General features: G+C 34.9%; 20 protein-coding genes, 3 tRNA genes and 1 pseudogene. 10 read left to right on the forward strand and 14 right to left on the reverse strand.

What is annotated here, in order from left to right:
* Window positions 1-46: 46 nt before the first annotated feature.
* From IEV72_RS11795 to IEV72_RS11805, 3 genes are all read right to left on the reverse strand, one after another.
* The gene (locus tag IEV72_RS11795; RefSeq protein ID WP_188459321.1) at window positions 47-973 is read right to left on the reverse strand and encodes a PorP/SprF family type IX secretion system membrane protein; all 927 of its coding nucleotides are present in this window, start codon (window positions 971-973) and stop codon (window positions 47-49) included.
* Window positions 974-975: 2 nt separating this feature from the next.
* Complete coding sequence (locus IEV72_RS11800) at window positions 976-8,067, reverse strand: PKD-like domain-containing protein (RefSeq protein ID WP_188459322.1); 7,092 nt, start codon at window positions 8,065-8,067, stop codon at window positions 976-978.
* A 131-nt stretch (window positions 8,068-8,198) separates the two neighbouring features.
* Window positions 8,199-9,062: a hydroxymethylglutaryl-CoA lyase gene (locus IEV72_RS11805; protein ID WP_188459323.1), complete on the reverse strand. Its 864-nt coding sequence runs from the start codon at window positions 9,060-9,062 to the stop codon at window positions 8,199-8,201.
* 483 nt (window positions 9,063-9,545) lie between these two features.
* Here IEV72_RS11805 and IEV72_RS13765 point away from each other — a divergent pair.
* The 3 genes and pseudogenes from IEV72_RS13765 to IEV72_RS11820 all read left to right on the forward strand — a co-directional run.
* Window positions 9,546-9,671: pseudogene (locus IEV72_RS13765) on the forward strand (PDDEXK nuclease domain-containing protein); the annotation flags it as partial.
* Window positions 9,672-9,804: 133 nt separating this feature from the next.
* A complete protein-coding gene (locus tag IEV72_RS11815; protein WP_188459324.1) occupies window positions 9,805-9,987 on the forward strand; it encodes a hypothetical protein in 183 nt (60 codons plus the stop codon).
* On the forward strand, window positions 9,975-10,271 hold the full coding sequence (locus IEV72_RS11820; protein WP_188459325.1) for a type II toxin-antitoxin system RelE/ParE family toxin: 297 nt from the start codon (window positions 9,975-9,977) through the stop codon (window positions 10,269-10,271). Before IEV72_RS11815 ends, IEV72_RS11820 begins: the two co-directional genes overlap by 13 nt.
* 306 nt (window positions 10,272-10,577) lie before the next feature.
* Here IEV72_RS11820 and IEV72_RS11825 read toward each other — a convergent pair whose 3' ends face one another.
* The 4 genes from IEV72_RS11825 to IEV72_RS11840 form a co-directional block, all read right to left on the reverse strand.
* Entirely contained in the window at window positions 10,578-11,189 is a 612-nt protein-coding gene (locus tag IEV72_RS11825) for a LysE family translocator (protein ID WP_188459326.1), read from the reverse strand.
* Window positions 11,189-12,217: a quinone-dependent dihydroorotate dehydrogenase gene (locus tag IEV72_RS11830; protein WP_188459327.1), complete on the reverse strand. Its 1,029-nt coding sequence runs from the start codon at window positions 12,215-12,217 to the stop codon at window positions 11,189-11,191. Before IEV72_RS11830 ends, IEV72_RS11825 begins: the two co-directional genes overlap by 1 nt.
* 74 nt (window positions 12,218-12,291) lie before the next feature.
* Window positions 12,292-12,993 carry a sulfite exporter TauE/SafE family protein gene (locus IEV72_RS11835; RefSeq protein ID WP_188459328.1) on the reverse strand — a complete coding sequence of 234 codons (702 nt, stop codon included), beginning with the start codon at window positions 12,991-12,993 and terminating at the stop codon, window positions 12,292-12,294.
* Window positions 12,993-13,436 carry a FixH family protein gene (locus tag IEV72_RS11840; RefSeq protein ID WP_188459329.1) on the reverse strand — a complete coding sequence of 148 codons (444 nt, stop codon included), beginning with the start codon at window positions 13,434-13,436 and terminating at the stop codon, window positions 12,993-12,995. Before IEV72_RS11840 ends, IEV72_RS11835 begins: the two co-directional genes overlap by 1 nt.
* 196 nt (window positions 13,437-13,632) lie before the next feature.
* Between IEV72_RS11840 and IEV72_RS11845 the strand changes: the two genes are divergently transcribed.
* Window positions 13,633-14,415 (forward strand): alpha/beta fold hydrolase, encoded by a 783-nt coding sequence (locus IEV72_RS11845; RefSeq protein ID WP_188459330.1) that lies wholly within the window; start codon window positions 13,633-13,635, stop codon window positions 14,413-14,415.
* On the opposite strand, the gene IEV72_RS11850 is transcribed toward IEV72_RS11845, so the two are convergent.
* A complete protein-coding gene (locus tag IEV72_RS11850) occupies window positions 14,412-15,119 on the reverse strand; it encodes a DUF4197 domain-containing protein (protein ID WP_188459331.1) in 708 nt (235 codons plus the stop codon). The two genes, IEV72_RS11845 and IEV72_RS11850, sit on opposite strands and share 4 nt — an antisense overlap.
* A complete protein-coding gene (locus IEV72_RS11855; protein ID WP_188459332.1) occupies window positions 15,116-15,649 on the reverse strand; it encodes a shikimate kinase in 534 nt (177 codons plus the stop codon). Before IEV72_RS11855 ends, IEV72_RS11850 begins: the two co-directional genes overlap by 4 nt.
* A 119-nt stretch (window positions 15,650-15,768) precedes the next feature.
* On the opposite strand from IEV72_RS11855, the gene IEV72_RS11860 reads away from it, so the two are divergent.
* The 4 genes from IEV72_RS11860 to IEV72_RS11875 all read left to right on the forward strand — a co-directional run bounded on the left by IEV72_RS11860 (window position 15,769) and on the right by IEV72_RS11875 (window position 16,798).
* Window positions 15,769-15,841 (forward strand) — tRNA-Lys (locus IEV72_RS11860).
* 132 nt (window positions 15,842-15,973) lie between these two features.
* A tRNA-Lys gene (locus tag IEV72_RS11865) sits at window positions 15,974-16,046 on the forward strand.
* 63 nt (window positions 16,047-16,109) lie between these two features.
* Window positions 16,110-16,193: transfer RNA gene (locus IEV72_RS11870), tRNA-Leu, on the forward strand.
* Window positions 16,194-16,234: 41 nt separating this feature from the next.
* A complete protein-coding gene (locus IEV72_RS11875) occupies window positions 16,235-16,798 on the forward strand; it encodes a hypothetical protein (protein ID WP_188459333.1) in 564 nt (187 codons plus the stop codon).
* A gap of 43 nt (window positions 16,799-16,841) precedes the next feature.
* Here IEV72_RS11875 and IEV72_RS11880 read toward each other — a convergent pair whose 3' ends face one another.
* The 5 genes from IEV72_RS11880 to guaD are packed head-to-tail and all read right to left on the reverse strand — an operon-like array spanning window position 16,842 to window position 22,751.
* Window positions 16,842-18,257 carry a T9SS type A sorting domain-containing protein gene (locus IEV72_RS11880; RefSeq protein WP_188459334.1) on the reverse strand — a complete coding sequence of 472 codons (1,416 nt, stop codon included), beginning with the start codon at window positions 18,255-18,257 and terminating at the stop codon, window positions 16,842-16,844.
* A gap of 38 nt (window positions 18,258-18,295) precedes the next feature.
* Window positions 18,296-19,585: a glutamate-1-semialdehyde 2,1-aminomutase gene (hemL, locus tag IEV72_RS11885; protein ID WP_188459335.1), complete on the reverse strand. Its 1,290-nt coding sequence runs from the start codon at window positions 19,583-19,585 to the stop codon at window positions 18,296-18,298.
* On the reverse strand, window positions 19,582-20,415 hold the full coding sequence (locus IEV72_RS11890; protein WP_188459336.1) for a glucosaminidase domain-containing protein: 834 nt from the start codon (window positions 20,413-20,415) through the stop codon (window positions 19,582-19,584). The genes hemL and IEV72_RS11890 overlap by 4 nt, the downstream gene beginning before the upstream one ends.
* Before the next feature lie 59 nt (window positions 20,416-20,474).
* Window positions 20,475-21,419 (reverse strand): 1-aminocyclopropane-1-carboxylate deaminase/D-cysteine desulfhydrase, encoded by a 945-nt coding sequence (locus IEV72_RS11895; RefSeq protein ID WP_188459337.1) that lies wholly within the window; start codon window positions 21,417-21,419, stop codon window positions 20,475-20,477.
* A 3-nt stretch (window positions 21,420-21,422) separates the two neighbouring features.
* Window positions 21,423-22,751 (reverse strand): guanine deaminase, encoded by a 1,329-nt coding sequence (guaD, locus tag IEV72_RS11900; RefSeq protein WP_188459338.1) that lies wholly within the window; start codon window positions 22,749-22,751, stop codon window positions 21,423-21,425.
* Between the two features lie 198 nt (window positions 22,752-22,949).
* Between guaD and IEV72_RS11905 the strand changes: the two genes are divergently transcribed.
* The gene (locus IEV72_RS11905; protein ID WP_188405391.1) at window positions 22,950-23,111 is read left to right on the forward strand and encodes a C1orf53 family protein; all 162 of its coding nucleotides are present in this window, start codon (window positions 22,950-22,952) and stop codon (window positions 23,109-23,111) included.
* Entirely contained in the window at window positions 23,112-25,145 is a 2,034-nt protein-coding gene (gene hutU / locus IEV72_RS11910; RefSeq protein WP_188459339.1) for a urocanate hydratase, read from the forward strand.
* The last annotated feature ends 1 nt before the right edge of the window (window position 25,146 follow it).

The following is a 25,146-nucleotide window of genomic DNA, read 5'->3' on the forward strand; positions in this document are numbered from 1 at the left end:
CAAAAACCCTGCAAGAATTTTAAAGTCCTTGCAGGGTTTTTTAGTTTTAATATGTATAACAACCACATCTACCACGGCGATAGCGTTCTTTAGCTCTAAGTGTGAGCACCAAAGAATGAATACCGCCATTAAATCGAGAATATTTACCCATAGTTGCATCGTATGCATAACCCGCCATAAATTGATCGCTTATTCTAAAGCCTACAAATCCTCCAACGGAAACATCGTATTCAAAATTTACATTGGCATAAAATTTTTCTTCCCAATGAAAATTAAGCGAATACAAGGTACTAATTGGTGCGCCTTCAATTACACGAACTAAAGCCGTTGGTTGTAAAACTACATCACGATCTAACTCGAATTGAAAACCGATGTTCCCAAATAAATTTGGTGTGCTACTAGCTAAGGTATTTCTAAATTCGTCTACGTATTGTGTTGTTAAAAAATTAGGTACAGAAAGTCCAACAAAAAAATCTTCAGTATGTAAATAAAATCCTGCTCCAAAAACAAAACTGTGGTTACTTACATCTCCCAAACTTGGATTAAACTCTTGTGGATTTTCAATAGAAAGTTGCCGATAATCTATAGCGTAATTGGCATAACCCACTTTAATTCCAGAAGATAAACGCCAAGTTCTATTCAATCGTAAATGATAGGCAAAATTACCAAGTGCTCTATTTTCTTTGGTGGCGCCCACTTTATCGCTAACTATATCTAATCCTAAACCCACATTAGAATCACCTATTTTGCTGTGCGCACTCAAGTATAGTGTTTCTGGTGCGCCATCAAAACCAACCCATTGCGAAGTATATAATGCTGAAGCACTATAACCTTCAAAACTGCCTGCGTAAGCTGGATTAAAAGTTAGGGGTGTAAAAATATAATTCGTCAATTTCGGATCGGATTGCGCATGGCCAATGAAGCAGGAAAGAATAAGTATCCCGCTCAAAACGAAGTTTTGTAAGCTTTTCATGACTAAGAATTGTTATCTATTTGTACAAATCCTTTTTTGGTTTTAAAACCACAAGGTGAAGTAAATTGAAGCACATAAAAATAAGTTCCTGTTGGAAGTGCTTTATTTTTGTTAATCGTTCCTTTTGCATTCGATTTTCCTTTGAAAACTATATTTTCATTATCATAATGGTCTGCTTCCCAAACCAATTTCCCATAGCGATTAAAAACACTTACTTTGTTTTCAGGAAAACGCTTAATGTTTTCAATTTTCATTCGGGTATTTAATTCGTTACCGTTTACCGTAATTAAGTTTCTTACTTCTAAATTTCCATCGAGTATTTCTACTCGTACTTCAAGAATTCCTGTGCTCTCGCAACCGTATTCTGAGTTGTAATTAATTCCGTAATAAGTTTCACCTTGTTGCAAGCTTTCTAATGGTGAAAGTTCTTCGGTTAATGTATAATCGGCAAACCATATAATTTCTAAACCACTTGCTCTAATATCGCCAAGCATTGGTTCATCTTCAATACAAAACTCCTGAAATGCTTCACCTACTGGTGCAGGAATTTCAAAAAGAACCTCATCAGTTACTTCTGCTTCTATAATTATTTCACATGCATTGGCATCCATAACCTCTATTTGATGAGTTCCTATTTGTGGAGCTTCAAGCGTAAAGCTTTCTTCAAATTCGCCGACGTTTGAAAAATATGGTGGCGTTCCACCTTCAACATGTATAATTAATTCTCCATCTTCAGCGCCATTACAAGATGCATTTTCTACATGGTAAGTAACTTCTAGCGGTGAAGGCTGTTCAACTTCTACACTATAAGTCTGCACACAAGCATCGGATGTGGCAATTTCAACTTCGTAAAATCCTGCTGCTAGGTCGGTAATGTTTGGTGTGGTACTTTCAAAACCATCAGGTCCAGACCAGGTAAATTGAAGCTGACTTTCATCAAAATCTCCATCAGCCACGATGTCTAAATCAATTATTCCATCATTAGATTCAAAGCAACTTAAATTTGTTGCCGTTAATTCTGCAGTATAACTTGCTGGAGGTAAAACTTCAATATCAATTTCACGTTCACAGCCATTAGCATCTACTACTTGAACTGTATAAATTCCTGCAATTAAATCTATAATTCTGCCTGAATGTTGTCCATTTTCCCAATTGATGGTATATGGTGCAACTCCACCATTGATATTCAGATCAATACTCGCATCGCCTGCATTTGCACATGATTCTCTAGTTACTTCGTAATTGATAACCAATTCTTCAGGTTCTTCAATTTCTACTTCTAAAGTAGCAGAACATCCAACTTGGTCGGTTACTTCTAAAGTATAGATACCCGGTGATAAATTTTCTAAATTAGCTTCATTGCTTTCAAAACCATCCGCACTGGTCCATTGATAAATGTAGTCTGCATTAGTGCTAGTAGATTGCATAGGAACTCCACCAGAAACAGCAATATTTATAAAACCAGAATCTTCTTCACCAAAACAGGTAGCTCCTCCACTATTTAGTAATTCAATTTCTAAAGCTTCTGGCTGAGTGATTTCGAAAGTTTGGCTAGCAAAACAAAGGTTTTCATCAAAAACAGTTAATTGGTAAGTCGCTGCTTCCAAGTTGGAAATATCTTCTTGAGTTGAAAATACAGCTCCGTTTTTTTCCCAGTAATAGGTGTAATTGCCAGTACCACCATTCACATTAACATCAATTAAACCTGAAAAGTCAGCATGACATAAAACATTCATTTTTAGTTCTTCTTCAATACTTAGCGCTTCTGGAGCAATAATTTCATACTCAAATAAAGCAGAACAGCCATTTTGGTCGGTAATTTCAACAAAGTACAAACCAGTGTTTAAATTATAGATTTCTTTTTGTGAAGAACTAAAATTATCCGGTCCTGTCCATGCGTAATCGTAGGCAGATTCATCGTTTGCAAAACCACCTGATGGATTTAAAATAATGTATGCATCATTAGTAGTTTCACAGCGTGTGTGTACTCCGTTGAAATCTGAAAATGTAGTATTTGCTTGTATGGGAGCACTCACTGAAATATTAAAAGTTTGTGTAGAAATTCCACAAGACTGACCTTGGTATTGCGATGTAGCCGTTAGAGTAATTTCAGCAACTTGTGTTTCAGTCGAGTTGTTTTCTGCAATAAAATTAGGAATTGAATTGGTTCCGCTTCCTGCCAAACCAATATTTGGATTGGAGTTTGTCCAGCTGAATTGAGTTAACATATTTTCATCTAAGTTTGAAAACTGCATCACTTCAAATAGATCTCCAACACAAATTTCAACATCTGGAAGTTCTTCTAAATCTGGTGCAACAATAGTTTCTACTAAAGCAGGTTCCGAAATTAAGGTGTTACAAGAAGCATTATCAAAACTCACTTCAACAAAATAATAGATTTCGCCAACTTCACTGGTATCGGGTAAAAAAGTAATTTGATTAGCTCCAGCAATTGGATTTGCATTTGTAAAATCAGTATTTTCACTAGCAAACCATTGAAAACTTGGATTTCCTGTCGAATAATCTACACCTACAGAAAGTTCTTGTGAATCATCATTTAAACAAGCTACAATCGATTCGGGTTGTTGTTGAATTTCAGGTTGAGCAAAAACTTCCACATGAACTGCTTCACTTATTGCATTACAACCTGAGTTATTTTGAAGCACTTCAACAAAATAATAGAAACTTCCAATTTCTTCGGTTGAAGGTGAAAATTCATCTTGGTTCGCATTGCTAATTAGCGTTGCATCACTGAAATTTTCAGTTGAACTTACCCACCATTGAAATTCAACTTCTCCTATTCCACCTGAAGCATTTGCTGTTAAAGTTGAAACTTCTGAATATTGGCAATAATCAAATTCGGTTTCTGTTGAAACTATCTCGATACTCGGTTTGCTTACTACTTCAATTTCAGAAAATTCACTAACTACATCTCCGCATTCATTTCCTTGTGGACTAATTTGCACATAGTAGAAATAATTTCCTTCTGTCGTAAAACTTCCTGGATCAAAACTAGAAGTTGTTGCCCCATCAATTGCTTGTGCGCCATTTGATGAAGCTTCGGTATTGCTATACCATTGGTAAGTGGTGCTTGAAGAAGTAATTTCCAATTCTACTTCTAAAACAGCAGCTTGTCCGTCAACACAAATTTGTTGAAAGCTTGTGGGTTGCTGAGCAATTTCTCCAGAATTTTCAATGTTAACGGTCAGTTCAAAACTTTCTCCAACGCAATCTTCAGTTTCTGGTGTAATGGTATAGACTAAACTTGTGTTCTCACCCGAAGTGTTGGTTAACTCTTGAAAAATAGTGTTTGTTGGTGTTTGCTGAGCAGTTGCACCCTGAATTGCAGCTGAATTTTCCCCAGTTGGCAGTTCCCAGGTAAATTGCGTGTTCGATGGAACTTCACCAGCAAAATAATCGTCTACCGAAAGTGAAAAGCTTCCGCCTGTACAAACACTTAGTTCAAAATCTTGTACATTCGGTAACGGATTTACCAGTATTGAAACTTCAAAAGTTTGTCCTTGGCAAGCATCATACCAAGGTGTAACTTGATAAATTACTTCTTCTGAAACTAGGCTATTGGAACTTAAAGTTTGCTCGATTGAAGCAGCTTCAGTTGAACTTGGATTGGCTCCGTTGATGTTTTGATTCTGTACAACTTCCCAAGTAAATTGGGTGTTTTCAGGAAAATCATTCAATTGACTTTCAGTAGGAAAAACAATAGTTTCTTCGCTACATACTTCGAAGGAATAATCTACTATGCTAGGATTGGGTTTTACCAAAACAGCAACATCAAAAGCTTCGCCTACACAATCTGCATGTTGTGGTGTTACTGTATAATTAACAACTTGATTTTCGGTAGTTTCATTAAATAAAGTTTGTTGAAAATTAACTGAAAGTTCATTTTGGTTAGTCGCTCCAGTAGCTGAATTAGTTGAATTTACTGTCCATGTAAATTCAGTTGCTTCGGGAACTAAATTAGATGAAAAATCAGAAAAATTAGTGGTCAATTCTTCTCCGCTACACACTTCAAAATTGGCATTTTGAATTTCTGGTTTGGCAGGAAAATAAACTTCTACTTGAAAAGTTGCTCCTTCGCAACTTCCTAAATGCGGAGTAACTTCATATACCAAATAGGTATCTTCATTACTTACTTGCATAAGGTTTTGCGTAAAATTGCTTTGTTCATCAATTGAAGCGCTTGCGCCGCTAACCGCAGCATTTTCGTTACCTGTAGGCAAACTCCATGTATAAGTTGTTCCGTCAGGAATATAATTATCGGTATAATCTTCTGGTGAAAAATCAATGTCAGCTATTTCACAAAAGCTCAATGAAATATCATTCACCAAGGGCGCAGGATGAATGGTAATGTTGAAGGTTTCTGCTTCGCCTTCGCAAATAATACCATTTATATTTAAAAGTGGTGTAACACTTACTTGCGTTGTAAATGAATCTTCTGTTAAGTTTTGAGCAGAAAAACTAGGGATATTTCCAGTTCCCGTTAATTGACCTAAACCAATTTCGTCTGTAAATTCCCATGTAAAATCAGTTGCAAAATCAGCATTGGTTCCTGTAAATTCTATTTCGTTAATTACTTCTGTGTTACAAACCACCAAATCAGACAGAGTTTGCATTTCAGGAGTAGGCAATACGTTGATTAAAACACTTGTTTCAACCGCTTCACAAGCACCGTCTGGATTATTGGTTGTTGCAAAAATTTCTACTTCTCCAGAAAAATCAGTTGGTAAATTAAATGTAGTTTGAACAGCATTAGCATCCGAGAAACTTCCGTTTAGGTTGCTTGTCCAAGTTACTTCGGTAGCTGAACCACCAAGAATTGCGGTAAGTTCAATACTTTCATTTAAACAAACAGCTTCGGCTGCTTCAATTGCAATTTCTGCTTGTGGTTGAACTTCCACCACAAAAGTTTGGCTGACTTCATCACAAATTTCTTCATCAGAAGTAGATGTGAGTGTAAATTCGATGTTTCCTACAAAATCTTCAGCAGGAAGATAAGTTTGTTGAAGTACATTTGGGTTTTCTTCAAAGCTTCCACCTTCCACATTTACCGTCCAAACACCTGTTGTGGTAGCGCCCGAAATAATACCTTCTAAAGAAATAGCTCCATTGGCACACACTTCTTCGGGAGCAATAATTTCTGCTTCGGTTTCTGTTAAAACGGTAATTTCTCCAGTATAAGTTGCAATTCCACATTCGTTTTCTACTTCTAAAGTATATTGAAAAACACCCTGCTGATTAAAATTTAGAATCGGTTCAGCTTCAGTAGAATTAGAAATGTTGGTTGGTAAATCAGAAAAATCCCAGTTGTAAGTTGGCTCTTGGTCTGCAAAGCAGTTGGAAACCAAAGCCGAAAGTTGAACATCTTGGTCAATACAAACGCTTTGGTTTTCTAAAACTGCTTCTGGGGTATCCTTAATCTGTATTTCTTGCGAAAAAGAATCCGTTTTGCAAGCTGCATCTTGCTCGTTGGTATTCAAAACCAACTCTAAAGTGTATAATCCAGGTTCAGCAAATTCAATCTCTGGATTTTCTGAATTTTGATTTGTTCCATTTACAAAATTCCAAGCTGCGTTGCTTGGTAATTCGTCAGAACATTCATTAAGATTGGCCGTAATGTTCCATTGGTATAAATTATCTTGATTACAGCCTGGTAAACTCGATGTATTTTCAACTATAAAAATGTCCGAAAAACAGGCTTCGTTTTCATCAAGTTCAAATTCCGCTTTAATCTCTGGCGCCACACAAATGCTTTTAATGATGCTTTCTTCACCACAATTATTCCCAGTAAATAAGGTAACTTCATAAGTTCCAGGTTCGTTAAAATTAATGTTTACATTTCCATCTCCGTTAGTCCATTCGTTCCAGTCGTAAGTATCTCCAGTAAAACCGTTGTTGCTTCCTAAGCTTCCTTCGGTAACTGTAAAACCCGTTAACGGGTTCACTTCCCAATACACACCATAATCTGTAGAGCAGCCGCCTTGGGTTGCGCTAGCTCCAGGATTGGTGATATCTTGTAAGCTAATTTCATTATTTACACAAGCTGTTGTATTGCTCATTGTAAAATCAGGTTCGGTGCTTTCTGAAACGCGAACAGGTCCAACAGAAGTAAACGAACCTTGCGTTGAACACGGATTGTACGCCGTAACTTGAATTGAAAAAGCATCGTAATAGGTTGTATTGTTTACAACAGACGTTGCTCCACAAGAAGTATCTTCGAACACATGAGTTAATGTAAACGGATTGGTAGGCAAGCCATTTAAAATAATAGGCTCAGACCCATCGTTGATATTAATTTCATAGATAGTTCCAGGCAAATCATTTGAAGCTGCAACGGTAAAATCATATTCATTGGGTTTACAAGAAATAGAACCTGAATTAAAAATGGTAATGGTAGGTGGCTCGTTTCCAACATAAATTGAAAAATCAGTACTTGCTGAACAACCACTAGGATAAATTATACTATAAGTTAAGGTGTAAATACCTGGATTATAGATATGGCTTTCTAATGAAGTAGCTTCAGGACTTCCGTCTCCCCAATTAATGTCAAAAGTGGTTCCTTCTGGATAAGTATCTTGATTAGGATCTATAAAATTGAAATTTGCAAAATTGAAACTTCCACAACGTAAAAACTGAATTTGACCGCTATCTACTTCTGAAGAATAACCTGAAGATGATGAATTATCGATTTCTAATGAAGGTGAATTGGGTGCAGGCAAAACTTCAACGGTGATGCTTTTGGTCGTTCCATTCAATGTCAAACTTGCTGAAAATGTTCCCTCTGAATTGTACTGAATTTCATGTGGACCCTCAGTTGAAGCCTGAGCAATTGAACCGCCTTCAAATGACCATATATAATCAGGATTATCTCCTAAGTTTTGTGAAGCATCTGTAAAAGTAATGGTTTGCCCAATGCAAGTAGTTACTACATCTGTATTTGATGTAGTTGGATTGGTTGTGAATTCTACTTCTAAAATAGCGAAAGCAGAAAAATCAACTTTTGGCATATTTTCGATAGCAAACCCAAATAGATAAACTCCAAAAAACAGGAAAGAATAGAATAATTTTGTTTTCATTTTTTATAGAATCCGACAAAACAACTCGTCGTATTAATTCTACAAATGTACAATTTATTCTACATGATTAAAGTTTTCATAATTTTTTCATCCTATAAACTGCTTAAAATCATATTTTTCAATGTTTAATGCTATGCATATTTAGAAAACAATCTGCTTGCCTGATTGTAAGCAGCTTCGAAACTTCCCATTTTTACTTGGGCTTCTGCTTTGTGTTCATTAAAATAAGAAATCAATCTTTCCGTTGGCATGTTTCCTGTTAATTTATCTTTTGCCATTGGGCAACCACCAAAACCTTGAATAGCTCCATCGAATCTACGGCAACCGCTTTGGTAAGCAGCATGCACTTTTTCGTGCCATTTATCTGGCGTGGTGTGTAAATGTGCACCGAACTCAATTTTTGGATAAGCTGGAATTAAATTTTCAAATAAATAGGAAATGGTTTCTGAATCTGAAGTTCCTACGGTATCAGACAAAGACAAAATTTCTACGCCCATGTTGGCTAATTTTTCTGTCCATTCTGAAACAATCTCTACATTCCAAGGATCTCCATACGGATTTCCAAACCCCATGGAAAGGTAAGCCACTACTTTTTTATTGTGTTTGTTAGCTATATTTAAAATATCGGACAAAACTTCAATAGATTCCGCTATGGTTTTATGCGTGTTTCGCATCTGGAAATTTTCTGAAATAGAAAATGGATAACCCAAATAATCAATTTCAGTAAACTGGCAGGCATCTTCTGCCCCGCGTAAATTAGCTACAATAGCTAATAGTTTAGTTTGTGTTCTTGATAAATCCAATTGATCTAAAACACGAGCAGTATCTTGCATCTGCGGAATGGCTTTAGGAGAAACAAAACTGCCAAAATCTAAAGTTTCAAAACCACAATTCAACAAAGCTTGGATGTATTTCAGCTTTTCATCTGTTGGTATAAAGGTTTTGATGCCTTGCATAGCATCTCTAGGACATTCAATTATTTTTACTTTCTCCATGCTTCAAATATACAATTTTATCATTTTCGCAAAAGAAAGCGGATAATTTTAAATTATATAAAATTGACGACTGTCACTCCAAATCTTTCTATGATTTGATTAGGCTTTGTACAGACAATAGAAAAGATAAAATCAAGTTAGCAGTAATATTTGAAATTCGCTTTCAAAAAGCTTTACTGGTTTTATCTTTAGTGAATAAGATTGATTAAAATTTTTCCCTAAAGGGAAATGCCGAAAGGCAAAGGGTGTTTTTATGTTTTAGTTTGCACCCATCCCTTACCCTTCCCTTAATGGAAGGGAAGAAGCTGATGCATAGTTTAAATGAAAAAATTTGTTTTAATTATCACTTCCTATTAAATGAAATTACAAAATTTACTAAGACTCGAACCTGTCTGACTGAACAATATTGTTGTATAAATTAAAAAATCTAGAGCAAATGCTATAAAATTAGTTTACACTGAATTGATTTAACTCAATTGGAATGTTGGAGAATATATCAGTAAAAAAAATGAACAATCTGAATGGGGAGACTCGATTGTACCTGAATTAGCAAAATATATTCTACAAAATGAGCCTAAAATAAAAGGTTTTTCCGACAAGAATATTTGAAAAAAATGAAATACACGAAAAGTATAGGGGTTTTTCAAAACTCTCAATACTGTTGAGAGAAAGTTACCTTCGCATATAAAACGAAATTTCCGTTGAAATAAAATCTTTCGTATCTTTAGAAAAAAATTTCACTATGATAACAAAAGCGAAATTGAAAGAACAAATTGATAGTTTTCCAGAACAATTTTCGATTGACGATTTAATTGAAAGACTAATTTTAGTGGAAAAAATTGAGAACGGAAAAATCCAATCTGAAAATGGTGAAGTCTTAAGCGAAAGTGAATTTGACAAAGAGATTGATAAATGGTTCGAATAAACTGGACTTTTCAAGCAAAAAATGACTTAAAAGATATTGCTGATTATATTTCTAAAGACTCTAAACTTTATGCGAAACGACAATTTTTAAAAATCCGAAGTCGAACTGATATATTGAAATCTCAGAGTTACTCTGGTCGTATGGTTACTGAAATTCAAGATGAAAACATTAGAGAAATTTTTGAAGGAAACTATCGAATAATATACCGAGTTGTGAATGAAAACCGAGTTGATATTTTGACTGTTCATCATTCCTCACGAGATTTACGAAAACGAAAAATATAACAAAGCCGAAAAATACGCAAGGTAACAGCACATAACAAAAATGGCGAATATATTGTTGAAACGATCCCGAAGCTTCGGGAGTGTAATTTTATAAAAGTAAAAGTTTAGCCTGCCTTTGCCGGCCTTCAGATTAGCAAAGTAAAAATTAATTGTTAAAAAGAATAAAATGGTGATATTGAAATCTTTCTTTTTTTCTTTGTTCAGTAAAAAGATACATGCAAATAATGTAGCAAATTAAAAGAAGGTTAATGTTTTGAACTCAAATTAATTAAGCTTGCGCACTTCCTGTCTTTGTATTTATTAAAGTTACACAAAAATCAAAATCGCAATTCCTAGAAAAACAATTATCTGTAAATATTTAAAGAACAATTGCGTCTGCTTATTTTTGTTTAAGAAACGAGTTATTTTTTCAGCTAGAAAAGCAACAATCCCAAAAATCAAGATGGCTTGTAGCATAAATAAAAAGCCCAATATATAAAATTGATAAATCAGGTTTTCATCTGGACTCCAAATGAAACTTGGAAAGAAAGCTAAAAAGAAAATAGTTACTTTGGGATTGAGCACATTCATTAAAAATCCGCGTGAAAACATTTTCTTGAACCCACTTACATTCGATTTTCCTGAGAAGTCCAAGTTTTCATTAGACTTCCACACTTTATAAGCTAAGAAAAGTAAATAGGCTGCACCTGCAACTTTTATGATGAAAAAAAGATTTTCTGAAGCTTTAATAATAGCCGAAACGCCAAAAGCAACCAAACTTGTATGAATAATAATTCCGCTTACCAAACCTAAACTAACAGCAATACCATCTTTTTTGTTTGTCGACATACTTTGTACCAACACATAAATAATGTCAGGTCCAGGTGAAATGGTTAACGCAATAGACGCAATTAAAAATGAAATGATTTCAGCTGGCATTAATCCATTTCTTTAAGAATAGCCTGGTTTATTTTTTTGATCAAGCTTGGACCTTCGTACACGAAACCAGTATACAACTGAATTAAACTTGCGCCAGCTTTCAATTTTTCGATAGCATCTTCTGGAGTAAAAATTCCACCTACACCAATAATAGGAAACTTGGCTTTTCCTTTTTGGTGCAAATACGCAATAACTTGGGTTGCTCTTTTTGTTAAGGGTTTTCCACTTAAGCCGCCCATTTCTTCTTTGTGTTCAGATTGTAATCCTTGCCTATCAATTGTAGTATTGGTGGCAATTACTCCAGCGATTTTAGTTTGTTCTACAATTTCAATAATATCATCTAATTGCGAATTGGTTAAATCGGGGGCAATTTTCAACAAAATGGGTTTGGGTTTGGGTTTGGGTTTGCTGGAATTGAGTTCTTGTAATTTTAAAAGCAGATGGGTCAAGGGTTCTTTCTCTTGTAAGTCTCGTAAATTTGGAGTGTTAGGAGAACTTACATTCACTACAAAATAGTCGACCACTGGAAACAACTTTTCAAAACAAATTCGGTAATCATCAAAAGCATTTTCGTTGGGGGTGATTTTATTTTTACCAATATTTCCGCCAATTAATACACCCGGATTAGATTGCAAACGCTTTACAGCTTCATCAACACCTTGGTTATTGAAACCCATTCGGTTAATAATGGCTTGGTCTTCTTTTAAGCGAAAAAGTCTCTTTTTTGGGTTTCCTTCTTGTGGTTTTGGGGTAAGTGTGCCAATTTCAATAAAACCAAAACCCAATTGAGAAAGTTCTTTATAGAGTTTTGCATCTTTGTCGAAACCCGCTGCTAAACCAACTGGATTTTTAAATTTCAACCCAAAAACTTCTCGTTCTAATTTAAGATTTTCTAATTGAAAATTAGCTTTTGCAAAACTTTTGTAGCCAGGTAATCTTGAAGCTTTTTGTAAACTAGAAAAACTGAAATGATGTACTTTTTCTGGATCAAATTTAAAAAGTAAGGGGCGTAAAAGTGTTTTGTACATACAGAAAAAGTTTCAACAAAAATAAGTCATCTAAAAAGATGTAAAATGATAAACGAGAAGAATTTCAGAAAAATTTAATGACATTCCATTGAAGAAGAAACTTCTTCAACAGCAGGTTTTGGAGAAACATACGGAATTCCTAAACCCATGCCACGTAAAATGAAGAGAATTCCTATAATGACCACCGCATACGGAATTACTTTTCTAAAATTGAATTGGGTAGCTTTTTGAATAAAACCTTTAAAGTAAATTACGCCCGTCATCATTGGTACCGTTCCGAGTCCAAAAAGCAACATATAAAACATGCTATTGGTTAAATTGGCTGTGGCAACCGAAGCAAATACCGCCATATAGACTAAGCCACAAGGCAAAAGTCCGTTTAAAAATCCAAGCTGAAAAAAATTGAAATAAGAATCTTTTTTGAAAGCTAGACCCAATTCGGTTTTTACTTTACCAATGAAGCGGTAAATGGGTTGTGTAATTTTGAAACGCTGTAATTGTTTTTGTGGTAAAACCACCAACAAAATCATAACTATACCAATGCCAATTGAAAGTTGCTGCTGCACACCAAAAGTAGCAAAACTGTGACCAATTATTCCAAATACTAAACCGATTGAAGCATAAGCCATTAATCTACCAATATGGTATAAGCTAACTTGAGTAAATTTTTGTAGAGAATTGCTCTTACCAACGGGTAGCATAAATGCAATTGGTCCACACATGCCAACGCAATGCAGACTTCCTAGCAAACCCAATATAAAAGCAGACCACAACATCACCAAGTCATTTCTTTTTTATAAGCAAAGGCTTTTTCATCAATTTTAAAATCTACCATCACGTTCCACCTACCTTGTTCCAAAAATTGAGCAGGAATTAACAACTGATGATTTTTCAACTGAATTGGGAAACGAAAATCTTTTTGTTTATCTGATGGTCTGTACATCAAAACTTCTCCTTCAACTTTATCGGCTTCAATAGAAGTTGGAAAGTGAATTAACAAACCTTCTTTTGTTTTTTCAAGATGAAAATCACCGACCAAATCGGCACTATTGTTTACTTTATCAATTTCATCTTGTACCAATAATTCTTTATGGTAATAATTTTCAGTAACCAAATCCTGATTATTGCTAGAAGATAGCATCTGTACCACAAAAAACATAATAAAGCCAATAAAACAACCTATGGCCAAAACAATAGAAGCACCCCAATTTAATTTCATTGCAAAATATTTTAGTTTTGTACAAAAATAACTTTCAAATGAAATTCAAACTATGATGAAAATCAGTTAAATGCATCTGTTTTATGTAAAATTAATCTACTAACATTCAACTTATTAAAATACATTTGATTACAAATAATTGGTTAAAAAGAGATGCGATTCAGAAAAATTGTTTGAATATTGTAAAAAATTAAAATTGCTTAGTTACCAAACTTACATTCATTCATCTTCCCAAACATGGGTAACTTTTGTCCACGGTGCTGGCGGGAGTTCGAGTATTTGGTTTAAGCAAATTCGTGCTTATAAAAAGGAATTTAATGTATTGCTATTAGACCTTCGAGGACACGGAAACTCCAAGCCCAAATTAGCGGATAGCTTTAAAGAAGATTATACTTTTGATATTATCACGAATGATATTTTAGAAGTTTTGAATGTAGAAAAGATTGAGAAATCTCATTTTGTAGGCATTTCGTTAGGTACTATTTTAATTCGAAATTTAGCTGAAAAATATCCTGAACGGGTAGAAAGTATGGTCATGGGCGGCGCCATCATGAAAATGAATATCCGTTCCCGTTTTTTAATGCGTGTAGGTAATATTTTTAAATCGGTTATACCGTATATGTTACTGTATAAGTTATTTGCCTTCATCATTATGCCGCGCAAAAACCATAAAAAGTCACGCTTGTTATTTGTAAATGAAGCTAAAAAACTCTACCAGAAAGAATTTATAAAATGGTTTAAGTTAACTTCAGAAATCAAACCCTTATTGAAGCTTTTTAGACAAAAAGATATAAATATTCCTTCGTTGTATGTTATGGGGGAACAAGATCATTTGTTTTTGCCTTCTATTAAAAAAATTGTAGAAGATCATACCAAAGCGACTTTACAAATTATCCAAAATTGTGGACACGTGGTAAATGTAGAACGCCCAAACGACTTTAATAATTTGAGCATTCAATTTATCAAATCGATTGCTTAATTTCTGTCTTGTAAAGCAAATACTTTTCGCATGAGATCTGTTTTTCGCATGCCGATGCTTTCTCTTATTTGTTTTTCTTCAATTTCTAGCATTACAAAAACACCTTTTAGTGCTTCTTGTGTAACATAATCGGTTAAATCTGGATTTACATTTTGTGTTAATGGAATTTGATTATAGCGGTTAATCATATTAGTCCAAACTTGGTCTGCTCCTACTTTAGCAAAGCTATTTTCAATTATAGGTTGAAAGCGTTGGTACAATTCATTTTGCGTTTGTGTTTTTAGATAATTTGTTGCAGCCACATCCTTACCCAATAAAATATCTCTTGCATCGGTAATGCTTAAATCTCGAATGGCATTTAAAAATATGGGAGTTGCTTCTGAAACTGCATCCTCAGCTGCACGATTCAGCATTTTAATTCCTTCGTCTGCTAAATTTCCCAACCCAACATTTCGTAATGTATTATCTAATCTTTTAAGTTCGTCGGGAAGAGTGATTTTTACCAAATCATTATTCAAAAAGCCATTTTCATTGGCCAAATCACTCACACGGTCTTGAACTCCTTGACGCAAAGCTTGCTTTAGTCCAGAAGAAATATCAGCATTAGTAAGGGTTTGATCTTGCATTGCTTCATCAGCAATCTGTTGTAATTCTGCACAAGAACTGGCAAAAATTATACACATACATAAAATAATTCTTTTCATTTGTTATTCATTTTAAGATTAATAGTTTCTATAATTTGTGTCATATTTAGATTTGAAACCTCTACAATATGTTTTGCTTGTAAATAAAAAAACTGACGTTCAAATAGATGTTTTCTAATGAATTCTTCTAAACCAAATAAATCTTGATAATGCGAAATAAGCGGTCGGCTTTCTTTCTCTTCCCATAATCTTTCTAAAAGAGTTTGTATATTTTGTTTCAAGTAAAATGATGTTGTATTCTCTTGTTGATTAATCAATTCCATATTATTGTAATAACATGGAGTTCCTCCACCAAGAGCGAGAACAAGATTTTCATGTTCTGAATTATCTAAAACTTCTTTTAAGCATTCATTTTCTATTTTTCGAAAAAAGATTTCTCCTTTCTGCTGAAATATTTCGGAAATGTTCATCTGTAATTTAGTTTCAATGTAATGATCTAAGTCAACAAATTGAATTTGAAGATGCTTGGCTAACTCCTTACCAACACTTGATTTTCCTGACGACATATAACCTAATAGAACAATTTTCAAAGCTTAAATTTTTAATATGAAACAACTTATAAAAAGCATCAAATTTAAAGCATTTTTTACTTGATAATACGAAAATACATACTATATTTGCACCCGCAAAAAGTGGATACTTTTTTCATGATCTGGTAGCTCAGTTGGTAGAGCATCTCCCTTTTAAGGAGAGGGTCCTGGGTTCGAGCCCCAGCCAGATCACAAATTTATGTTCTGATTTTGTTGGGCGAGAAGTCTATGCTGAGCGAAACCTTTGGGTTGAGCCGAAGTAAGCCCCAGCCAGATCACAAATTTATGTTCTAAAGTTGATTATTCAATTTTTTTTATTTACAAGATCTGGTAGCTCAGTTGGTAGAGCATCTCCCTTTTAAGGAGAGGGTCCTGGGTTCGAGCCCCAGCCAGATCACAAACCTCCGTTAATAATTGGGGGTTTTTAGTTATAAATCCCCAGTTTATCTGGGAAATATATGCCCAGGTGCTGGAATTGGTAGACAGGCATGGTTGAGGGCCATGTGTCCATTAGGGCGTGCGGGTTCAAGTCCCGCTCTGGGCACTTTATTCACAAAATAGTTTATATTTGAGTTTTAAAATTTTATGAAACTCTTAAAACTTCTTACTTTTTTCATTTTAATTATCTCTAGCTTAGTTTCTTGCGGGAAACTTCCTACTCCAAGCCAAGCGGTTCCATTATACAAAGACCAATTGCATTTAATGAATGGGTATTACGAAATTAATCCATATGAAAGTGCATATAGTTTTGAAGGAATTCCGTTGGATGAAGTTTTTGAGATGGAAATACCTCAGCAAGTAAATTTCATTCAATTGGAGTTTATCGACAAAAAAACACTGCAAATAAGCTATGAACATGCAGGGAAAACTTACATCAAGCAAATTAAAGGAAAGCACAAACAAGGTGGTTTCTATTTACATAAAACTTGGGGAGCTTTGGGTGTGCCACCATTAGTTTGGTTGCAATGGAACAATGGCAAACGTATTTTTATGGGAAACGACGATAACTTAATATTTGACATCAGTAAAAACGAAAGTGCTCTTATTTTTGGCTTCAACAACCAAAGAATAGAACGGGAAATTATTTTTTACGATCGACTTTACGAAAAATTTTATACTGGCAAACCCAAAGCAACTGTAATTGATTAAGTGAAATTTTTAATTTCAATTCTGAGCTAGATAAGTTTATATTTTAGTTTTTAATAATTTTTTGAGCTATTGTATTACCATTTTCAGTTACAATCTTCAAAAGGTAAATTCCTTTTTCAAATTCGGTTAAATCGATGGTTTTTGATTTATGCGTGCTAATTAACCTTCCATTTAGAGTATAAATTCGTGCAAAATCAAAATCATCTAAAATAATATTCAACTTGTTACTTGCTGGGTTAGGATAAATGCTAAGGCTTTGTTGTAAGTTTACTTCATTAACACTAAGTGGTTGTTGAAATTCAAATGCACCCATGTCAATTATATTGTTGTCAATTCTGGGGTTGCCAACGATGTCTAAATCTGGAATATTTAAGCCGGAAGTATCAGGGATTCCTGAATCTATACAAGGAGAAGTGTTTTGCAAAGAAAAATCATCAGAGTTCAAATCTGAAAATAAAGCATTTGAACCTAAAATATTTCCAACTAAATCGTTAACATTATCAGGAAATGTAGCATCATCAGTAATACTATTCTGCATTTCAATAATTGCACCTACAGGATTACTGGTTGCGAAGTTCAAATTATTATTTTGAATAATGGAATTAAAAATATAGGTATTGGCACCACTTTCAACTCTTATTCCTTGGGAATTTCCTACAATGGTGTTATTTATAATGTAATGATTACCAGCACTAGTGGTATACACACCAAAATTATCATTATTGTAGATTAAATTTCCAACCAAATAGACATTTGAGTTAGATGAACGAATCGCAGATACTGCCCCAGAAGAAATAATTGAATTGTTATAAAATATGTTATTGATCGCATTAAGCGTAGAATCAAAAATTACTAATCCATTAGTTCCATTATCAAAAAATGTATTGTTAGGGATTTCAAATGAAGTAGTTACATCGCGAACAAGTAAACCGTTGATATAATTATTTCTAAACTCATTAGATTCAATAGTAATACCTGTCTGAAAAAGACTTATTGCACCATTGAAAGAAACAACCGAATTAATTCCTGGTACATTTCTAGTTTCTTTGGCGTATTCTATTATACAATTTTCAAAAGATGAATTGTTATTTGCATTTTCATCAATAAGAACACTTCCCCAATATCCTGATGAACCATTACGCGTAAATAATATAGGATTAGAAGCTGAAGCATTTGCTGTAATTGTACCTTGTACTCTTAATACACCAACGTTTCCAGCATTATAGTCAAACCAAGATGGAGAAGCTGAAGCAGAACTTGAATTAAATCTAATTTCTACGCCTTCTTCTATGGTTAAAGTTTCTCCATTTAAGACAATAGCTCTGCCTTCAATTATATAAGGCGAATTTTCAAGGGTCCAATTTCCACTTATAGTTGTATTATCTGGTATTGTAGTTTGTCCAAAACTATGCAGAATAAAAAGCAACATGAAGATATGTATGCAATTACTTTTTCTCATCTTTAAAAATTAGGTTGATCTATAATCTATTAAAACAATTATTTCAATTCGGGAGCTAAATCTTCTAAAGCTGAAACCGTAAAATCAATATCTTCATAACTCAAAGCATTATTCAAAAAATAACTTTCAAAAGCACTTGGTGGTAAATAAACTCCACGCTTCAACATGCCATGGAAGTATTTTTTAAAGGTTTCGTTATTCGCTTTAGCAGCACTTTCAAAATCAACTACAGCTTCTTTTTCAAAATGAACTGATAACATTGAGCCCATTCGGTTAATGGTATGTGGAATTTCGTGTTTTTCTAAAACTTCAGATAAACCTTTATATAAATAAGCACATTTTTTCTCGAGTTCTTCAAAAATCTCTGGATGTTTATTCAATTCATCTAACATAGCAAAACCCGCAGCCATGGCTAAAGGATTTCCACTTAAAGTTCCAGCTTGATAAACTGGTCCTTCTGGTGCTAGATGCGACATGATTTCTTTTCGAGCTGCAAAAGCACCAACAGGCAAACCGCCACCAACAACTTTCCCAAAAGTCACTATATCTGCCAAAACGCCTAAACGTTCTTGTACTCCACCTTTTGCTAGCCTAAAACCGGTCATCACTTCGTCAAAAACTAATAAGATTTGATGTTCATCGCATAATTTTCGTAAACCTTCTAAAAATCCTTTATTTGGAATGATACAGCCCATGTTTCCAGGAACGGGTTCTACAATAATACAGGCAATGTCATTTTGGTTGGCTTTTATAATTTTTTCAACTTGAGCTAAATCATTGTAATTAGCTAGTAAAGTATCTTTTGCTGTTCCTTTGGTTACGCCCGGACTGTTGGGTGCACCAAAAGTTACCGCTCCACTACCCGCTTGGATTAAAAATGAATCGGAATGACCGTGATAACATCCCGCAAATTTGATGATTTTATCTTTACCTGTGTAACCACGGGCTAAGCGAACTGCACTCATACAGGCTTCTGTCCCGCTATTTACAAAACGAATTTTATCTATCCCGGGAACCATTTCAACAGCTAATTTTGCTATTTTGGTTTCTAACTCAGTAGGAATTCCAAAAGAAGTCCCGTCTTTGGCTTTTTCGATTACCGCTTCAATTACAGGTTGGTGGGCATGACCCAAAATCATAGGTCCCCAAGATGAAATATAATCGATTAATCGGTTTCCGTCTTCATCGTATAAATAGGCTCCTTTGGCTCTTTTCACAAAAATAGGATCACCGCCTACCGAGTTAAAAGCACGAACAGGTGAGTTTACGCCACCAGGAATATATTTTTTAGCTTCATTGAATAATGCACTACTTCTTTTGTAAATCATTTCTTGTTAAGGGGTTTTAAATATAATTTTTGACCGATGTTTAAATTATCACTTTCTAATTGATTGAGTTGTTTTAACTCATCTACGGTCAAATTAAATTGTGTTGAAATTTTATATAAGGTATCACCTGCTTTTACATAATATACACTAGTTGTGGTGTCTACTTTGTTTTTGGGCTTAGGAAAATTAGGTGGCGGCGTACCGTTTACCACTTCTGCGTCTAATTCATGTAAATGAAAACGCTCGATTAAACTAATTAACTTATCCGGATACTTTCTGTCGGTAGCATAACCTGCTCTTCTAAGTCCTTTTGCCCAAGCTTTGTAATCGGTTATTTTATAATCGAACAAAAATGCATATCGCGGTCTTTCGTACAAAAACAAAGAATGGTCTCTAAACGAATATTTAGGATCTTTGTATTTTCTGAAACATTCTTGCAATTCGTCATCATCATGATATACTTTTTCGCCTTCCCATCCATTGCATTTTATACCAAAATGATTGTTAGAACGTGTAGTTAAATTGCCTTGACCTGAGCCTGATTCTAAAATTCCCTGCGCAATAGTTATGCTCGCTGGAATTCCATACAAACGCATTTCTTCTTGAGCAATTCCAGAATATTGCCAGATATAGGCTTCAACTGGATTGCTAAAGGCGGGTTTATCATCTGTTGTTTTAGGTGTTTTTTCTTGCTTTGTTTGATTTTCTACTTGACTTTCGTCTTTAGTTTTTGGGTCTACTTTTTCAATTTCATTAGAAGTAGTCTGCGTTGTTTTTGAAGAATTTCTATGGCTAGAAACTTTCTTCTTTGTACCACATGAAATAATCATTGAAACTAAAAGAAGTGCGATTATACACGCTTTAAAGACTTTAAATATTGAGTTGATTTTCACTTGATTTTGATAAGTTGAGAATTCGAATTTGCTAATTTTTTATTCATACTTTCAACTCCTTGGAGTCCACCTGTATGAATTGCTAAAATACGAGTATTTTCTGAAAAAAAACCCGATTTTATGAGTTGAAACACTCCAAAAAGCATTTTACCCGTATAAATGGGATCTAAAGGAATTTGATAGGAAGCATAAAAGGAATTGATAAACCGAATTAAATCTGCGGAAACTTTAGCATAACCCCCAAAATGAAAGTCGATATTCAACTTCCAGTTTTCCTTTTTTGTCCATTTACTGATTTCCTGATTTAAAAAATCTCCTTTTAAAGCCGAAAAAGCCAAAACTTGTTGCTGCTTAGTTGAAGCTTCAATGAGTCCAGCTACCGTTCCACCTGTTCCAGAAGAACAACAAATTACATCGAAGGATGCATCTTCTTCATTAATAATTTCTTTACAGCCTTGTATGGCTAAAGCATTGGTTCCACCTTCAGGAATAACATATACTTCACCAAACATAGTTTGGTAATTCGCTAACTGTTCGGGTGAATCTTTTTTTCGGTAATTTTCTCGTGTTTCAAAATAAAACTGCATTCCGTTTTGATGCGCATATGCTAAAGTTGCATTTTCTTTTAAAATTTCAGGGAAATTTTTAGCCAATTCGTCTCCGCGAATAATGCCAATGCTCTCTAATCCACACAAACGAGCCGCTTCAGCTGTTGCTGCAATATGGTTGGAAAAAGCACCGCCAAAAGTGAGCAGCTTGGTTTTTCCTTCTTTTTGGGCTTTTAGAAGACTGTATTTTAATTTTCTGAATTTATTTCCGGAGATAACGGGATGAATTTCATCTTCGCGTTTCAACCACAGTTCTATTCCATTAGCTTCATCTTTACAAACCAACTGATTTCTACTTTTGTGTATTTCAGAAAAAAAAGATGCCGTTTTCAAGATTTATAATTTTACAGGATTTCCCATAATAAAGGTTTCTTCTATCACTCGATCGTCTCCTAAAATTTGTAAGGCGAATAATTTTTCTTCTAAGGTAAAACTGTTTTCTATTCTGAGCTTTAATAAATCGGTAGCTTTCCAATCTATAACTATAAAATCCGCTTCTTTACCTGTTTCAAAATTGCCAATTGCATGGTCTAAATGAAGCGCTTTTGCACCACCCAAGGTAGCTAAGTAAAACGACTTCAACGCAGATAGTGGCTTTATATCTGAAGGATTTTTAGCATAGGCTTTTCTTAATTGAGTTACTTTATAGGCTTCATTTAAGGTTTGTAAAATACTAAAACTCGTGCCAGCGCCCACATCGGTTCCTACGCCTACGCGAATATTTAATTCTTCTGCTTTTTGCAAATTGAATAATCCGCTACCTAAAAATAAGTTGGATGTAGGACAAAAAGCAAGACTACAATCGTGTTGCTTCAATTGCTCCCATTCGTCTTCTTCTAAATGAATAGCATGCGCAAAAACAGCGCGTTTTTGTAGTAAGTTGGCTTGTTGATAAACATCTAAATAGCCATTGCTTTCGGGAAATAAGGCTTTTGTAAATTCTACTTCTGCTTTATTTTCAGATAGATGCGTATGCAAATAGACATCAGGAAATTCCTTTAATAATCTGCCGGCTTCTTGAAGTTGTTCTGGGCTTGAAGTAATGGCAAAACGGGGTGTTACTGCGTACAGCAAACGTTCTTTTTTATGCCATTTTTCAATGAGTTTTTTAGAATCTTCATAACTGGACTTTGCTGTATCTAAAAGTTCATCTGGCGCATTGCGGTCCATCATTACTTTCCCGCAAATCATGCGTAAGTTGAACTGTTTTGCTTTTTCAAAAAAAGCATCAACCGACTGGGGATGCACCGTGCCAAAAACCAATGCGGTGGTGGTTCCATTTTTTAAGAGTTGCTTCAAAAAGAAATCGGCTACTTCACTGGCATGGTTTTTATCCTTAAATTTGATTTCAGTTGGAAATGTATACGTATTCAACCATTCTAAAAGCTCTTCGCCATGAGCGGCAATCATTTCGGTTTGTGGATAATGAATGTGCGTATCTACAAAACCAGGCATAATTAATTTACCTGAATAATCTTCGAAAGTGGCATCAGGATGTGAAGTTTGAAAAGCTTCAAAAGTAGTTAGCGATTTTACTTTTCCGTTTTCAACAGTTAAGATTCCGTGTTCAATAAATTGATAGGCTTCGGATTCTATATTTGGGTCTTCCATAAAATGAAAAAAGGAAGCGCGTATGTGTTTTTCTTGAGCGAAGGTTGTTGACATAAAGAATACTAAAATGAGTTGAAATATCCGTTTCATCAAGCGAAAATACACAAATGCTTGATGATATTAAAAATCCCTGCAAGGTTTCAGAAACTTTGCAGGGTTGAAAAAATAATATTTTAAAAAATACTCAATGAAGAATTACTAAAATTTAGCCAGTATGATGACATAAGATTGAAGAATCCTTATTTTTGTGAAATGACTTTTAAGAAAAAACACATTCCGTTGGAAGATGGAGACTATTATTTAACTCCAGAAGGCTACCGATGTTTTACTGAACAATACCACTTAAAGCGTGGTTATTGCTGCAAAAGCGGATGCCGACATTGCCCATACGGATTTGATAAAAAAACAGAATAAATGAACAACACCACAACTTTTGAAGTAGAAATACAACAAGGAATTCCAACAAAGTTACCACCGAAAAAAGCATATGATGCGAATGTAAATCACGCTCCTATTCGGAAAAAAATTCTAAGCGCTGATGAAGAAAAATTAGCACTTCGAAACGCTTTGCGCTATTTCGATAAAAAACATCATGCCGAATTACTTCCTGAATTTAAAGATGAATTGGATAGATACGGTAGAATTTACATGTATCGCTTAATGCCTGATTACAAAATGTACGCTCGCCCAATTGAAGAGTATCCAGGCAAAAGCCAAGAAGCCAAAGCGCTAATGTTAATGATTCAAAATAACTTAGATCCTGCTGTTGCGCAACATCCACATGAATTGATTACTTATGGTGGAAATGGTGGCGTTTTTCAAAATTGGGCGCAATATTTACTTACCATGCAGTATTTATCTGAAATGACCGACGAACAAACCTTGGTCATGTATTCTGGACATCCTATGGGACTGTTTCCTTCGCATAAAAACGCACCACGCGTGGTGGTAACTAACGGAATGGTGATTCCCAATTATTCTAAACCTGACGATTGGGAAAAATTTAATGCGCTGGGAGTTTCTCAATTCGGACAAATGACAGCGGGAAGTTTTATGTACATCGGTCCACAAGGAATTGTTCACGGCACTACCATTACAGTTTTAAACGGATTCAGAAAAATCAATAAAAGTCCCGAAGGTGGTTTGTTTGTTACCGCTGGTTTAGGCGGTATGAGTGGCGCTCAGCCCAAAGCTGGAAATATTGCAGGTTGTGTTACCGTTTGTGCAGAAGTAAATCCAAAAGCTACAAAAACTAGACATGAACAAGGCTGGGTAGACGTAGTAATTGCTAATTTAGATGAATTGGCAGCACGCGTTAAACAAGCCAAAGCCAACAAAGAAGCGGTTTCTATTGCTTACGATGGAAACGTTATTGATGTGTGGGAGAAATTTGATGAAGAAAACATTCATATCGATTTAGGAAGCGACCAAACTTCATTACACAATCCGTGGGCTGGTGGTTATTATCCAGCTGGGTATTCTTACGAAGAATCTAACAAAATGATGTCGGCAGAACCTGAAAAATTCAAAGCTGTTGTTCAAGAAAGCCTACGTAGACATGTAGATTCTGTAAACAAACACACCCAAAAAGGCACTTACTTTTTTGACTACGGAAATGCCTTTTTACTAGAAGCTTCCCGAGCTGGAGCAAAGGTATTTAAAGATGAGAATGGCAACTTAATCAATGCTGGACAACTCACCAATCCCAATGCAGATTTTGCTTACAAAAGCTATGTACAAGACATCATGGGACCAATGTGTTTCGATTATGGTTTTGGTCCCTTCCGTTGGGTTTGCGCTTCTGGTAAACCTGAAGATTTAGCTAAAACCGATGCTATTGCCACAAAGGTTCTTGAAGAATTAAAAGCAGAAGCACCAGCTGAAGTTCAACAGCAAATGGCGGATAACATCAAATGGATTAAAGGTGCGAAAGAAAATAAATTGGTTGTTGGATCGCAAGCTCGAATTTTATATGCCGATGCAGAAGGTAGAATGAAAATTGCAGCCGCTTTCAACAAAGCTATTGAAAAAGGTGAAATTGGGCCTGTGGTTTTAGGTAGAGATCACCACGATGTTTCTGGAACAGATTCGCCATTTAGAGAAACATCCAACATTTACGATGGAAGTAAATTTACAGCAGACATGGCCATACAAAATGTAATTGGCGATTCATTCCGCGGAGCTACTTGGGTTAGCATTCACAATGGCGGTGGAGTTGGTTGGGGAGAAGTAATCAATGGTGGGTTTGGTATGCTTCTTGATGGTAGTAAAAATGCAAATCAAAAGTTGCACGCTATGCTGCACTGGGATGTAAATAACGGAATTGCAAGGCGATCTTGGGCAAGAAACAAAGAAGCTATTTTTGCCATAAAAAGAGCTATGCAAATGGAACCTAATTTAAAAGTTACACTCCCAAATTTAGTAGACGATGCGCTTTTAGAAAACTAAA

Origin of the sequence: Psychroflexus planctonicus (genome assembly GCF_014640195.1) — a bacterium.
Taxonomy (GTDB): Bacteria; Bacteroidota; Bacteroidia; order Flavobacteriales; family Flavobacteriaceae; genus Psychroflexus; species Psychroflexus planctonicus.

Coding starts and splice junctions, on each gene's coding strand:
- IEV72_RS11795 (WP_188459321.1), bottom strand. CDS start 973: ATGAAAAGCTTACAAAACTTCGTTTTGAGCGGGATACTTATTCTTTCC.
- IEV72_RS11800 (WP_188459322.1), bottom strand. CDS start 8,067: ATGAAAACAAAATTATTCTATTCTTTCCTGTTTTTTGGAGTTTATCTA.
- IEV72_RS11805 (WP_188459323.1), bottom strand. CDS start 9,062: ATGGAGAAAGTAAAAATAATTGAATGTCCTAGAGATGCTATGCAAGGC.
- IEV72_RS11815 (WP_188459324.1), top strand. CDS start 9,805: ATGATAACAAAAGCGAAATTGAAAGAACAAATTGATAGTTTTCCAGAA.
- IEV72_RS11820 (WP_188459325.1), top strand. CDS start 9,975: ATGGTTCGAATAAACTGGACTTTTCAAGCAAAAAATGACTTAAAAGAT.
- IEV72_RS11825 (WP_188459326.1), bottom strand. CDS start 11,189: ATGCCAGCTGAAATCATTTCATTTTTAATTGCGTCTATTGCGTTAACC.
- IEV72_RS11830 (WP_188459327.1), bottom strand. CDS start 12,217: ATGTACAAAACACTTTTACGCCCCTTACTTTTTAAATTTGATCCAGAA.
- IEV72_RS11835 (WP_188459328.1), bottom strand. CDS start 12,993: ATGTTGTGGTCTGCTTTTATATTGGGTTTGCTAGGAAGTCTGCATTGC.
- IEV72_RS11840 (WP_188459329.1), bottom strand. CDS start 13,436: ATGAAATTAAATTGGGGTGCTTCTATTGTTTTGGCCATAGGTTGTTTT.
- IEV72_RS11850 (WP_188459331.1), bottom strand. CDS start 15,119: ATGAAAAGAATTATTTTATGTATGTGTATAATTTTTGCCAGTTCTTGT.
- IEV72_RS11875 (WP_188459333.1), top strand. CDS start 16,235: ATGAAACTCTTAAAACTTCTTACTTTTTTCATTTTAATTATCTCTAGC.
- IEV72_RS11880 (WP_188459334.1), bottom strand. CDS start 18,257: ATGAGAAAAAGTAATTGCATACATATCTTCATGTTGCTTTTTATTCTG.
- hemL (WP_188459335.1), bottom strand. CDS start 19,585: ATGATTTACAAAAGAAGTAGTGCATTATTCAATGAAGCTAAAAAATAT.
- IEV72_RS11890 (WP_188459336.1), bottom strand. CDS start 20,415: ATGATTATTTCATGTGGTACAAAGAAGAAAGTTTCTAGCCATAGAAAT.
- guaD (WP_188459338.1), bottom strand. CDS start 22,751: ATGTCAACAACCTTCGCTCAAGAAAAACACATACGCGCTTCCTTTTTT.
- IEV72_RS11905 (WP_188405391.1), top strand. CDS start 22,950: ATGACTTTTAAGAAAAAACACATTCCGTTGGAAGATGGAGACTATTAT.
- hutU (WP_188459339.1), top strand. CDS start 23,112: ATGAACAACACCACAACTTTTGAAGTAGAAATACAACAAGGAATTCCA.